Source organism: Chitinophaga nivalis, assembly GCF_025989125.1.
Taxonomy (GTDB): Bacteria; Bacteroidota; Bacteroidia; order Chitinophagales; family Chitinophagaceae; genus Chitinophaga; species Chitinophaga nivalis.
The window spans coordinates 5,480,387-5,493,247 of the sequence record NZ_JAPDNR010000001.1 but is presented as its reverse complement, the minus strand read 5'-3'; the positions used below and the strand labels follow the sequence as shown (position 1 = coordinate 5,493,247).

Sequence of the window (12,861 nt, the reverse complement as noted above, 5' to 3'; positions counted from 1 at the left end):
CCATATTAATACTCTTTTTGTCGGATATCACCGGAGCTGAAACAAACAAAATTATTTTGGATAATGTCAAAAGGCAATTTATGATTGATGGAGACGTGGTAATGCCTCTTAAAGAGGCCTGACAACATTATGCAAAATCTGATCAAACATACAACAATTCATCAGTTGCCCGTCCGGAACAGCGGCTGTACACTCAACCCTCAAACCGTTATTATCTATGAGATGAAGAGATTTAGACAGGAAATGCTTCACCGGTTTAACCTCATGTGTTTAGGTACGCTCATTTTTTTCGACCAAATTAAACCTCAAATAAATCATTGCGTATGAAGAGTCTATTTAAATTAAGACTATGTATTCTTACCTGTATCTTAATCTTTATTTCCTGCCGGAAAGAAAAAGTACAGGTGCAACCCAAAACTGAAATATCCAGTGATCTGATTGCACAGATCAAGGCAATGGGATTCAATACTAATGAAATCAGAAGAGTACAGGATGGCTATGTGGTGGAGGGGGATATTTTCCTGCCTGATAAATCACTCACACAGCAAACAGATAGTAAAAAACTTCTTGTTGCCAAATCGGAGCAGTATCGCACTAACAACCTGATAAGTATTAGTGGCACGAGGGAAATTACTGTTTCTGTAACTAATCTTCCCCCGGTATATGTGGCCGCCGCTGATGAAGCCATTGCACGCTATAATGCACTAGGTTTGCGCTTAACTTTCAAAAGGGTGGCCAGTGGTGGTCAAGTAGATATTATCAACGCCAACCTGGGATGGGGTATCCTGGGTCAATCCGCTGGTTTTCCTGATGCCAGCGGGAATCCTCCGAGTCCTATAAAACTTAATGCCGGGTACATAGGTAATAGCCCGGATCAAGCATACATGGCTACCATTATCGCCCATGAAATAGGCCATACTATTGGACTCCGTCACACGGATTATTTCAACCGAGCCTACAGCTGCGGTTCTGGCGGTAATGAAGGTGATGCGGGTGTTGGTGCAATCAACATCCCCGGCACACCTACGGCCGGAGATCCTGATAGCTGGATGTTAGCCTGTGTAAGCACCAATGTAAACCGCCCCTTTAATACAAATGATCAAATAGCCCTGAGAGCTTTATATGGAGGATCACTGCGATATGGAGGGGCTGATGCACATCCTGTTCCTGCTGACTATGATGGAGATGGGAAAGCAGATTTGAGTGTTAAAACTGATGCCGGGGATTGGTATATTGATTACGCAAACAATGGCTTTGGCAATTGGGATGCAACATACCTACAATATGGAGGGGTTGGTGCACATCCTGTTCCTGCTGACTATGATGGAGACGGGAAGGCAGACTTGAGTGTTAAAACTGATGCCGGGGAATGGTATATTGATTACGCACGCAATGGCTTTGGCAGTTGGGACGCAACATACCTACAATATGGAGGGGATCCTGTCCCTGCTGATTATGATGGAGACGGTAAAGCCGATTTGAGTGTTAAAACTGATGCCGGGGAATGGTATATTGATTACGCACGCAATGGCTTTGGTGCTTGGGACGTAACACTCCTACAATATGGAGGGGCTGGTGCACATCCTGTCCCTGCTGATTATGATGGAGACGGTAAGGCGGATTTGAGTGTTAAAACCGATGCCGGGGAATGGTATATTGATTACGCACGTAATGGCTTTGGCAGTTGGGACGCAACACTTTTACAATATGGAGGGGCTGGTGCACATCCTGTCCCTGCTGATTATGATGGAGACGGTAAGGCGGATTTGAGTGTTAAAACCGATGCCGGGGAATGGTATATTGATTACGCAAGCAATGGCTTTGGTGGATGGGACGCAACACTTTTACAATATGGAGGGGCTGATGCGCATCCCGTCCCTGCTGATTATGATGGAGACAGGAAAGCAGATTTAAGTGTTAAAACTGATGCTGGAAGATGGAATATTGATTACGCACGCAATGGTTTTGGTAGTTGGGAGGTAATATACCAATAAGATATATGGAAAAGGGGGCCCCGTAGGCCTCCTTTTTTATTTTTCACTGCTCGATACCTACAAACTCAACACAGTACCATGGATTACTTACAGCAGGTATTTCCCTATTAAAGCGGGTAATCAGGATCTCTTCTGCTATATCCCGCAGTGGAATAACGACCCAATGATCTGATTTTTCCTGTTTTTATACAATGACCCTTTCCGTACGTCCTCCGGCTGGATGGACGAAAAATCGGAGAACCTCAAGCCGGTAAGGCAGCCGAGAATAAACAAATCCCGGCATTTTGCCAGGTATGGGTATTCGGAAAGGTCGGTTTGATATATCCGGGTAATTGCTGCCCATGTCAGGTACACTACATCTGCTTCTTCGTCCAGTATTTTAAAATCGGATAAATCAATAGGGGGGATGATCTTACGGCGTATGCTATCCCGTAGGAATATACGTAGCTGTTTAATAGTTTTGCCGACGGTAGCGGTTTTTAGTCCTTTTATCTGCTCCTTTTTACCGTCAATGACCTCCGATCTCCGGCGCTGAACGTAATCGTAAGTCAGATAATTGATAAGGCTTTCATATAGGTTGAAATCGAAGGAGTCGAATGTGATAGTGAGGCTCCGGTGTTCCTGAAAGGCTGTCATGTGGTCTTTCATATTCTTATACACGTTCAGCATACCAGCTGAAACCTTACCCCGCTTACATTTGATATAGTCTTCTATCTGAAAAGTCAAATCTAGGTTTGTTTTTGGGTTGAGAGCCGCCGCCTGTTGGGCTTTCTCTTCTAGTAGGGCCGTATCAAATGCCGGGTGAAAGGTTTTCTTTACAAAGGTGGGTATATCCAAAACTTTCTTTTTCACAGCATGGGTGATAATGTCGCTTGCCTTCCGTAATAGGGTGGCCAGTTGACCATTTAGGTCGTCGGTTCCATATGTGGCGGGGAGGTCGGTGGTGATTCGCCGAAACTTGCGGTTCCAGTATTTAGGAGGAACGGCAAGTTCGGTGTTCAAAAGGACGGTTTTATCCCCGCAGTATTGGATAAAGATAATACAAGTACTATCTTTGCGCACTTTGCCCTTTGGGCAAATTAATTTGATTGGTAACAGCATACTCAAAAACTTTTAGTCGAGTTTTTAGTCGAGTTCAATGCTGTTAACCGTTATAAAGGTGGGACTTTAAAAAATGATCGGTGTTATAAAATATTGAAAATAAACGAGTAAAAGTAAGGTTGATTAAAGTTGTGTGAGGTTTTTTCTGACTTCTGTAATCCCAGCGGGATCACAGGGAAGGCTTCACAATAATGTGGAGCCTTTTTTAATTTCCGGTCCATCCTGCTCAACACATTTCTGGTTCTTTTTTTAATTCCACACACTATTGAAAAACTACAATCTCTGAGATAAAATGTACCAGCCTTCCTGACTGGTAAAACAGTTGGGAGCATTATTGCACGATGCTCCCGAAAGCCATCAATTACAGATTTCTGAAATGGTGGAAACAAGATCTTCATTGTTAAAGATTATCCGCTCATGGTTGTACTGACCGTAACTGTATATGGTATGGCCGTTGTACACAGGCATGCAGATCAAATGATGGAAGAAATTATCTTACCCGCAGTTATTGATAAATAATTTTTTGCAGGCTTGCGTGTCAGATTTTTGCACTACCTTGCCGCAGTTCAATTTCACGTATTGTATTTTTACGTAATATTTAAAATAAAATCCTAAACAAATTACACTATTTTGAAAAAAACAATCCTCTTATCCCTGATTATTACACTTGGCACTATTAATTATGTCTCGGCAAAAGCGAAAATTCCACTGTGTATTCCTTGTCAAACTTTACAAACTATTGAAGAGTTACCCACCGGTGCTGAAATTCAAAAATTAGCAGGACAAAAAGTAAATCTTTCTTACATCAATGATGAATATGGTTTTTTTTGGATTCCGGTCTGGAATGCCAATGGCAGGTATGTATTGAGTGATATTTCTAACAATACATTTTTAGAAATTGATGAACAGGCAGCCAGGCTATTGAAAGAAAAGCATGATTTTTCTATCGAAACGGCTGGAAATCCGTTGTCTTTCTGGAAGAAAATTGGAGGAAAACTTGTTTTCCTGTCAATAATTCTATTATTAATCTGGGGAAATGTGTCTTCAAAAAACAAGAAGAAAGAACCTCAGCCCACTAATATCTAAAATTTATATCCCTTATGAACCCATTATTTTTAATCCCTGTAGTCTTAGTTATTGCAGGGGTGTGTTTCATGATCTATATGAACAGGAAACACAAATCAACAAAAGCGGAAATTGATCTGGATGCAGAAAGAGCTAACTATAATATTTACAAACAAGAGTTATTGACCCAGGATTTTTCTCAGGTCAAGCAATGGATGAAAGGAAAACCTATTGATGCCTTTACCGCTGCTTCTGTACCTCAATCAACAACCAGTAAGGTACAGGAAATGGTAGCAGATGGAATCAAGAATGTTGCACTGTCTGCAATTGGAATAAAACTCAAAAGAATTGAAACTGATTGTTTTTGGGTCTTAAGTGGAAAGGATCTGCATTTTTTGAGTACCAATACAGTGGGTGAATTAGACGAACATATCGTGTTTGACAATTTTCGCATAGAGAGCGCCCGGCTTCAATACGGTGGTATCTTAAAATCGCAGCTGGGTGTTTATGCAAAATCTTCTGAAGAGTATTTGCCCAGAACAACTGTCATTACTTTTGACATCGATGGCAGCCCTCTGGAGCTTGAAATTCACGACAGGTTGAATTATGTCCCCGATCCATCTGACATGCTGAATTTGAAAAAGCAGTTGTTGACAAGAGCTAAATATCAGGTAGTTGGAGAAAAGTTTGTATCGGCTTTACAAAGTAAATTCCCTAACCTTAATTTATCTTAATTTTTTTCTGTTTTCGCTCAAGTAAAAAAAATAAAAGACAGTGGCTGGAATTATGGCAGAAGTGTGTTTTTAGCACGTTGCTGTTATGAATTAGGTTATCTTTCAAAAAACGAACTTCAGGAGTATATCGCAAAATCATATTCAGAAATTAGAATATTCTGCAGCACCTGGCAGGATTACACCAGCAGCTATATTTGGGGTAGAGCTAATAATGAAGGAGTGATTCAGATTGCGGATGACTTACTGAATGATGAAAGTAGTCCGTTAAAGGATAAAACTTACCTGTAACCACCCCGGTTGAATAAGATTGCTCTCAACAACAGATCTTCTTGTCAGACCTGGTTCGAGGTTTCGATCCTTGGGGGTATTGCTGCTAATTTTTGTAGATCAAATACAAAAAGGTTCGAATTTTGTACCATAAGGTTCACATATAAGAATATCAAAACAAAAAAGCCGCTTAAATCATAGGATTTATGCGGCTTTTCTGTTTTGAGCATTGAAATAATTACATGCCCGCCCTTCTTTCTTCGTCATTTTTACTTTCACCTTTACTGGTGTGGGTAGATTTTCCGAAACTATAATTCAGTGTTAATGCTATTTTATGGTTGCCATACCTATGCTGTAGTTGGTTATTGATGATCATTTTCTCGCGGAATGTCAGGTGGTAACGATAGGTATCAAATACATCATAAAAATTGAATCTGGAATTGAGTTTTCCTTTCAGCCAACTTTTCCGGATGCCCAGGTCCAGGCTTCCCATCGGCTTGAAGGTATATAAACCATTCCCGGAAGCGGATTGATAGAGATAGGAAATATCGAATGTGATACCTTTCGGCAAACTGAATACCTGGCTGCCTGAAAGTGTATAGTCAAATATGGGAATAGCATACACTTTATCATGATAAGGTGTTACCTCTTTTTTATACTTACCTCTGATATTGTTATTCATATTCCACCAGCGGTTAATGGTCAGTGGAAGACTGACTTCTATACCACCGAAATCATTGTAGGGCAGGTTGCGGCCGAGATATTCCAGCACATTGGTAACGGGGTTGTATTCAGGATAGCGCCCCATTGGGTCCGTTTCCCTGCCTGCGAATAGTGTAACGCTGAGATCGTGCCGGTTATAGGCGAGGCTTAGCATATCCGTTTTGGAGGGCTGCAAATAGGGATTTCCGACGAAATAATTAAGCGGACTATTATAAAACCGGAAAGGATTTAGTTGGGCAAAGTTGGGTCGGGTAATACGACGACTATAAGACACATGTAACTGCTGCGCATGTTCCAACGGAAAAGTAACACTAAAGGAAGGCAACCAGGTCAGGTAATCCCTGCTGGTCAGCAGGTGTTGGGTTATGGCATTGCTATGAGTATGTTCTGCACGCAGGCTGGCGCTATAACTCCATTTATTTATTGTTCTTTCGTATGCTACATATGCTGCTGTAACGTATTCATCATACTGAAAGCTATTAGAGCGACTGCTATCCGGTACAAAAGCGGACAGCGTATTGAGCGTGTCGTAACGTAATTGATTGTTGGTAGTGGTAACGGCAAACCTGGCGCCGGTACTCCATTTCCCTTTTCCTGGATTGCCGGAAAGATCTGCCTGTACTGAGCGTATCAGGATATCATTTTTCAGGTCCGTTTTCCAGTAATTGAGAAGACGGTGCCCATCAAGGTTTTTCGTCTGTATATCCTCGTTTTGCCGGTTACTGATCTTTAAAAACGATGAAAGTATTTCCAACTGGCTTTTACCCGGTTTTCCGTTATAATTAAGATGGACAGCATACGTCTGTTGCCGGGGAGAGGTATTATTGAATGTATAGATATCTGATACCGGTTGCTTAGCAGCAGCTGTTGTGTGGAGCGTGTTAAAGGAATTGACGTGACGATTCGACTGATATGTGCGGCCTATGATTTCTATGTGATGTGTTTTTGAAAAATTATAATCAATTCCAAGCTGATAATTAAAGTTGTTATTGTTGGTGGGAGTGTTGTTTTGGGTAGCCATGATATTCGTATTAGCCAGATGTTGCAGGGCCGAATATCTGTAAATACTTGTTCCTGCAGTATATCCCAGCCGGGCCGTGTAGGAGAGTTTTTTTGTCTTGTAGGTCAGCAGCAAGTTATTATCCGCCAGTGTATAGGCATTTTGCTGGATATTACTACTGATGTTACCTTTCCATCCTAAAGTGCGGTCACGTTTCAGACGGATATCAATAATACTTTTATGTTCACCATTGTATTTGGAAGAAGGATTGTTGATTATTTCAACAGATGCTATCATTTCAGGCGTAAGGCCGGCCAGATAATTTTGTAATTCCTCCGGGCTCATAGGTACCTGTTTCCCGTCAATGAATATAGCGGGGGCACTGCCTCCGGTCATTTGAAGGGAGCCATCGGCATTTATTTGCAGACCTGGTATTTTCTTCAGGATATCGAACGTATTGGCGGAAGCAGCGAATAATGGGTTGCCGGAAACATTTAATATCAGTTTATCTGCCTGGCGCTGCAACATTGGTTTTTCTCCGGTTACAATGACTTCGTTTAATTGACTGGATATAGTTGTTAGCGCAATGGTGCCCAGATCCAGGTTACTTCCTCCGGTATTATCCAGTATTACATCCTGATAAAACTTACTATATCCAAAAGAAGAAAGTAATAAGGTATATCGACCGTTCTGCAGATTGGATAACCGGAAGATCCCGGCGGTATCTGTCATCTGTCCTGTGATAAAAGTGGAATCAGGGGATAGTAAACTAACCATAGCATACCCCAGGGGCTGGCGTGTCTGGTTATCCAATATTTTCCCTTTGATTGTTTTTTGGGCAGTAGCAAGAAATGATAAGCAGATCAGCAAACAGAACGCCATGCTAAATTTTGTCATATGTAACGGTTTCCTGCAAACCTAAAAAGAGCGTGTACAGGGCCGGTCTGATATTGGCAAATCAGGCGTTCGGATTTATAAATCCGAACTGTAGACTATTGATTATCAAAGGATTTCTTGTAGAGCGCGGGAGTGGTGTCCTTGACTTTTCTGAAGGCAGCATAGAAAGTTGACTTCGAATTATAGCCTACTTCGTATCCGATGGCTTCGAAAGTAAGATGGGTATTAGTGGTAATTAATTTGCAGGCTTCCTGAATCCGGTACTCATTAATGTAGGTAGAAAAACTTTTTCCCAGGTTATCGTTCAATAATTGTGATAGCTGATGCGAGGTTATCTTCACCTCCTTTGCCACATCATTTAATTTAATATTGGGATCCTGGTAAAACTTCTTATCATGTATGATTTTTCCCAGCTTTTCTATCCACGCAGCCGCATCGGTATCCGCAATCTTCTTTTTTTCGGTCTTGACAAATAAACGGGTAGGATCGGATTTTTTTCCCCGGAAATGATAAAAAATAGTCAGGTAGAATAAAACAGACAGTGACACCGGCCCGCTAATGTATAGATGACAGCTGATGCCAGCCCAGGAAAGCATGAAAATAGAACAAACCACACAGTTACTGCCGTACAGAAATAGCCAGAATTTTTCCGTTTCTGTTAGTGTTGCAGGATTTGCAAAGAGCGTTTTTAGCGGATTTTTTAGCACGAATCCTGTAGCCACCAGGTATATCACCCACTGACAGTATATAATGGAAATCATAGGCCCGTTCCATAGATCAGGATAAGTTTGATAAGGAAAAAGGATACCGGTTAATAGCAAAGCTCCCAGAAGCCCTCCCCAGATCCATTTCCAGGAGGAGGGAAGAACAGTTACATTTTGCAATGTAGACCGGAAAAAGTAATATAAAGAAGGCCCGATCAAAAAGCAGGCGGATATCCCTATCTGTGCATATATTTTAGGTAACGAGTGATCGAAGTATAAAAAGACCGCTTTAATAATCCGGAGGCTAAGCGCCAGCAATAGTATACAAAGGAATAAGGTAGATAGTGTTTTCTTCCTTTTACTAAAGAAAAGATAAAAGCTGATCACTATCCCATTGAAAGCACCCAGGGAACTGATAAAGAATAATATTTGCTGACCAATATTCATAAGGACAATACAAGATTTATAAGCGAAATATAAGGGAATTTTTCAGTTCTACATTCCCCCACAATATACAGCGCTACGTCTTTTCGATTGAGGTTAATGCAGGTTCCTGTTGTAATTCAACGCCGTATTCAAAGCGTGTGTATGTTATCATTTCAGTTTTCCAGTATATTTTTCCCCGGTTTATGCTGATTTAGCAAGGGGTTTCGTGCCCTTGTACAGGTTATAGGTTTTTCAGATCCTCACAAAAAAAGCTAATGCAGAAGGCTGATACTATCAAAAACGTATCCTTGCGACCAGGATTCCGAGGGAAGTAAACGCTTATAAAAACTCGGTTTATAAGTAAGTCCGTACTGCCGGGGGATGATTTCTATAGATATGTAAATGAAGGTTGGCTGCAATCAGAGATCCGGAAATAAAAGGCTTCAGAACAGGTTTGTTTTGAAGCCTTTTCATTTCTGGGAATACCAGGGTTAATCATAGCTTATTTTTGCCATTCAGTATACAAACTCCTCGCCCCTGCATAATTTTCCGATTTGTCATAGATTATTCAAAAAGAGAAAGACATAGAAGGGAGATGCTGGTTCTATGCGTTACTATCTGAGAAGGACCTCCTGTTTATTGAAATCTACCGGTACATACTGGTCAGTAACGCAAATAGCGAACATCACTTTAATACTTAGTATATGTTTGTACCAATTAACCATATCAACATTCCCATGTCAGGCATCAGACTTATGTTATTCCTACTGATCGCAATCACCCTGGCCAGTTGCACCAAAAGCCGTTCTGCCATTCCCGTACCTATGGAAAATAGTAAGGGTAATCTGAATAAGGGGGATACGATCCGTGTGGCTATCTACAGGGGGATTGCTTCCTGCAACAGATGTTCGCAGACTGTGAAATCCGCAATCGAAAAAATGGGTTTCATATCTAAGATCGATTTTGTGGGACCCAATGAGCAGATCGACATTACGGATAAAACGTTGAGCCGTTATGATATATATGTGCAGCCAGGAGGAGGGCAGGATATTGCGGGTGCATTTGGTGATTTGGACGGCGTGCGTGCCGTAGCGATCCGCAATTTTGTGGCACGTGGTGGCCGCTATCTTGGTTTATGTATGGGGGCATATCTGGCAGGAGTATCCTATATAGGACTGATTGATGATGATCTTGACTCAGAAGTAAAACGTCCGGGATTCCCGGTGAGAACCATTGAAGATGCATCGGTGGTGGTAGATTGGCAAGGCCATGAAGAATATATCTTTTATCAGGATGGACCCTACCTGTTTCCTAAAAGTAATGATCATCAATTTCTAAAAATTGCGACATATGAAAATGGCGATCTGGCCATTGCACGGTATGCTTATGGAAAAGGATTGGTTATTTTAACTGGTCCGCATCCGGAAGCAGACAATTCCTGGTTTGATGATGCAGAGATCCCATCAACGGAAAGGCCTACCCGTAATCTTTTTAAAGATATCATTAATAGTTTTTACCAGTAAATCTGCTGAGTGCATCGGATAACCGCCAAGCCTTCAAATCGAAAGATTTGAAGGCTTTTTATGTTTGGGTAATCTTTTAAAACTATATTATCCGAGGGAGAGCGACTGGTATAAGGGCGTGCAATAGTAATTTTTTTGTTACCAGGATGATGTGGAAATCAGCATGCTTTACATCATATTGTTATGAAAGCTACGATAACAGGTAATCTATAATATTATGTTTAGGTTGTAAGCGGTTTTTACGGATCACAAATGATTACCATGTCTTTCCTATATCTGTATTCGTATTCGTTGTTTGGAAGAAGCGTATTCATATCTTTTGTAAGAGGCGTTATGTCTTACTGATACTGCTTTTCATGACATGTTGTTAACTTTGTATAGTATGCGAAAAAATTCCATGATATCGTGGTCCTTTTGCTCAACAATATGCCGGCACCAATGGATGTACTATCCAATTGTTGAATAAAAGGTGTTGATGCGTATAGAAAATAGTATGGCATAGTACCAATCAATTACAGGAAAAAGGATAGCAGTAGTTGTTTACAGTAAGCTGCAGCAGGTAGACAACACAGGCCTACTTCACTATTCAAAAATTATTGCCTTATTAAACAATAAAGACTTCCCTTACCATGACAAAGCTAAAATTTACCTTAGCGGCTGTTGCTGCTATTATGGGGCTTACAACACTCTCCCTGGCCGCTGGAAGTAAATGGTCAAATATTACCTACAGAACAGTTAACGGAACTCCTATACCAGGATCCTGTTTGCCTGTTAATCCAACGAAGTCGCAATTAGAAGTTTTTAAACAGATACATTGTATGCCTGATAATACGGATATCTGTATAGTTGAATATAGAGATGGTCGGAAGATGCCAGATATCATTATAAAAGGCCACTACATTCCATGTAAATGATGTTATCATACGCATATGATATGCGGGCATTAACTTATTACTTATGCTATCGTTTTAATAAAAGATATTGATACGTATAGAAAATAGTATGGCGTAATAACAATCAGTTGTAGAAAAAGAAGAATAGTGTCTGTTTACTATAAGCTAATATGAGTAGACAACGTAGATGTACTTCATTATTCTTATCATCCAAAATTTATTGTCTTTTAAATAAAAAAGACTCCTGTTGCTATGACAAAGCTAAAATTTACATTAGCAGCTGTTGCTGCTATTATAGGATTTACAACACTCTCACATGCTGCCGAAAATAGAAGATCAAATATAACTTACAGGACGGTTAGAGGAAAGACTGTACCCGCTATTTGTTTACCTGTTAATCCTACAATGGCGCAATTGGAAATTTTTAAACAAATTCATTGCAGGCCCGCACCTGAAGCAGTAATCTGTGTAGTTCAGTTCAGGGATGGTAAGCAGACAATTCCAGTTGTCCTTATAAAAGGCCTTTATGTTGCTTGCAGTAAGGAGTAGTACTGTTTTAAACTTAGCATCGTTTATATAAAAAAAAGTGTCTCTTATTTAAGAATGAGAGGCACTTTTGTATAAGAAGATGTTTATGTCCTCTTAGTAATTAGATAATAGCGAAGATTGAATTGAAGCCTCCTCATCTCTACAACTCCAAAACATACACCAGTTCATCTGCACTTACACCATCCGGCCACATCACTTCCTTCGCATGGGCATATACAAACCCAAATCGCTGATTGGCGGCTTTGGATACATCGTTCCCAACTCGATGAGAGACCGTAATAGTCTTGCAGTTTTGGCTGCGTGCCCAGTCAATACGGGCTTCATAAAACAAGGTGGACAGTCCGTTGCCCCGGTGTGCCGGCTGAATAAAAGAGGCAAACAAAACGGCGTTTGTTGCAGCTGCTTTATCCAAGGTTACTCCTGTCAGGCCGACTAATGATTCGTTGTAGTATAGGGCAAACTGGGCACGCCTGTCATTTTGCAGAAAAGAGATCCATTCATCTGGTGTATAGGTAGCTTCCTTTTTATAGTTGCTGCCAAACATATCAGGATTGGTTTGTAATGCTTCCAGTCTTATTGATTTATATGCCTCCCATTGGGCTGGCAGTAGCCGGCGCAACGTGTAATTATCTCGTATGTTGTTTTTCATTGTCGTCATTTAACAGCTCTTCCGCATGATTCAAATATATATTTTTTGTCGTAACCCGACGATGCTTTAATAGCGTAAAATACGCATGCGGTATGATGTATGCCGCGCTCCCGGCCGGGTAGCAGCTTATTGTTCCTTATATTCCAGTATGTCGGCAGGCTGACAATCCAGTACTTTACAAATAGCCTCGAGTGTACTGAAACGTATGGCTTTTGCCTTCCCTGTTTTAAGGATGGAAAGGTTGGATAATGTTAAACCTACTTTCTCTGAAAGCTCATTCAGTGACATTTTCCGCTTTGCCATCATGACATCAAGATTTACGATAATCGGCATGTT

At 40.9% G+C, this 12,861-nt stretch carries 12 protein-coding genes; 7 read left to right on the top strand and 5 right to left on the bottom strand.

The annotated features are described in order from the left end of the window. Positions 1-323 precede the first annotated feature (323 nt). Positions 324-1,994, top strand: a complete 1,671-nt coding sequence (locus tag OL444_RS21205; RefSeq protein ID WP_264729886.1) for a M57 family metalloprotease — start codon at positions 324-326, stop codon at positions 1,992-1,994. A 135-nt stretch (positions 1,995-2,129) separates the two neighbouring features. Here OL444_RS21205 and OL444_RS21200 read toward each other — a convergent pair whose 3' ends face one another. Continuing rightward, a complete protein-coding gene (locus OL444_RS21200) occupies positions 2,130-3,095 on the bottom strand; it encodes a phage integrase SAM-like domain-containing protein (protein WP_264729888.1) in 966 nt (321 codons plus the stop codon). Between the two features lie 630 nt (positions 3,096-3,725). On the opposite strand from OL444_RS21200, the gene OL444_RS21195 reads away from it, so the two are divergent. From OL444_RS21195 to OL444_RS32010, 3 genes are read left to right on the top strand one after another with little or no spacing between them, the layout of a single operon-like run. Beyond that, positions 3,726-4,181 (top strand): hypothetical protein, encoded by a 456-nt coding sequence (locus OL444_RS21195; protein ID WP_264729890.1) that lies wholly within the window; start codon positions 3,726-3,728, stop codon positions 4,179-4,181. Positions 4,182-4,195: 14 nt separating this feature from the next. After that, positions 4,196-4,894 (top strand): hypothetical protein, encoded by a 699-nt coding sequence (locus OL444_RS21190; RefSeq protein ID WP_264729891.1) that lies wholly within the window; start codon positions 4,196-4,198, stop codon positions 4,892-4,894. A 30-nt stretch (positions 4,895-4,924) separates the two neighbouring features. Beyond that, on the top strand, positions 4,925-5,182 hold the full coding sequence (locus tag OL444_RS32010; RefSeq protein ID WP_371878151.1) for a DUF1266 domain-containing protein: 258 nt from the start codon (positions 4,925-4,927) through the stop codon (positions 5,180-5,182). 217 nt (positions 5,183-5,399) lie between these two features. Here OL444_RS32010 and OL444_RS21185 read toward each other — a convergent pair whose 3' ends face one another. Next, a complete protein-coding gene (locus OL444_RS21185) occupies positions 5,400-7,781 on the bottom strand; it encodes a TonB-dependent receptor (protein ID WP_264729893.1) in 2,382 nt (793 codons plus the stop codon). Between the two features lie 95 nt (positions 7,782-7,876). Continuing rightward, a complete protein-coding gene (locus OL444_RS21180) occupies positions 7,877-8,329 on the bottom strand; it encodes a helix-turn-helix domain-containing protein (RefSeq protein WP_264729895.1) in 453 nt (150 codons plus the stop codon). A gap of 1,286 nt (positions 8,330-9,615) precedes the next feature. On the opposite strand from OL444_RS21180, the gene OL444_RS21175 reads away from it, so the two are divergent. The 3 genes from OL444_RS21175 (at position 9,616) to OL444_RS21165 (ending at position 11,876) form a co-directional block, all read left to right on the top strand. Then, a complete protein-coding gene (locus OL444_RS21175; protein ID WP_264729896.1) occupies positions 9,616-10,434 on the top strand; it encodes a BPL-N domain-containing protein in 819 nt (272 codons plus the stop codon). Between the two features lie 629 nt (positions 10,435-11,063). Continuing rightward, positions 11,064-11,348, top strand: coding sequence for a hypothetical protein (locus OL444_RS21170; protein WP_264729898.1), 285 nt, complete (start codon positions 11,064-11,066; stop codon positions 11,346-11,348). A 231-nt stretch (positions 11,349-11,579) separates the two neighbouring features. Further along, the gene (locus OL444_RS21165; RefSeq protein WP_264729900.1) at positions 11,580-11,876 is read left to right on the top strand and encodes a hypothetical protein; all 297 of its coding nucleotides are present in this window, start codon (positions 11,580-11,582) and stop codon (positions 11,874-11,876) included. Between the two features lie 139 nt (positions 11,877-12,015). Here OL444_RS21165 and OL444_RS21160 read toward each other — a convergent pair whose 3' ends face one another. Further along, positions 12,016-12,525 (bottom strand): GNAT family N-acetyltransferase, encoded by a 510-nt coding sequence (locus tag OL444_RS21160; protein ID WP_264729902.1) that lies wholly within the window; start codon positions 12,523-12,525, stop codon positions 12,016-12,018. Positions 12,526-12,651: 126 nt separating this feature from the next. Then, complete coding sequence (locus tag OL444_RS21155) at positions 12,652-12,831, bottom strand: helix-turn-helix domain-containing protein (protein WP_264729904.1); 180 nt, start codon at positions 12,829-12,831, stop codon at positions 12,652-12,654. Positions 12,832-12,861: the final 30 nt, after the last annotated feature.

What these genes read in the sequence shown, in the direction of transcription:
- OL444_RS21165 (WP_264729900.1), top strand. Translation starts at nt 11,580, where the DNA reads ATGACAAAGCTAAAATTTACATTAGCAGCTGTTGCTGCTATTATAGGA.
- OL444_RS21160 (WP_264729902.1), bottom strand. Translation starts at nt 12,525, where the DNA reads ATGAAAAACAACATACGAGATAATTACACGTTGCGCCGGCTACTGCCA.
- OL444_RS21185 (WP_264729893.1), bottom strand. Translation starts at nt 7,781, where the DNA reads ATGACAAAATTTAGCATGGCGTTCTGTTTGCTGATCTGCTTATCATTT.
- OL444_RS21190 (WP_264729891.1), top strand. Translation starts at nt 4,196, where the DNA reads ATGAACCCATTATTTTTAATCCCTGTAGTCTTAGTTATTGCAGGGGTG.
- OL444_RS21155 (WP_264729904.1), bottom strand. Translation starts at nt 12,831, where the DNA reads ATGATGGCAAAGCGGAAAATGTCACTGAATGAGCTTTCAGAGAAAGTA.
- OL444_RS21205 (WP_264729886.1), top strand. Translation starts at nt 324, where the DNA reads ATGAAGAGTCTATTTAAATTAAGACTATGTATTCTTACCTGTATCTTA.
- OL444_RS21200 (WP_264729888.1), bottom strand. Translation starts at nt 3,095, where the DNA reads ATGCTGTTACCAATCAAATTAATTTGCCCAAAGGGCAAAGTGCGCAAA.
- OL444_RS21170 (WP_264729898.1), top strand. Translation starts at nt 11,064, where the DNA reads ATGACAAAGCTAAAATTTACCTTAGCGGCTGTTGCTGCTATTATGGGG.
- OL444_RS21175 (WP_264729896.1), top strand. Translation starts at nt 9,616, where the DNA reads ATGTTTGTACCAATTAACCATATCAACATTCCCATGTCAGGCATCAGA.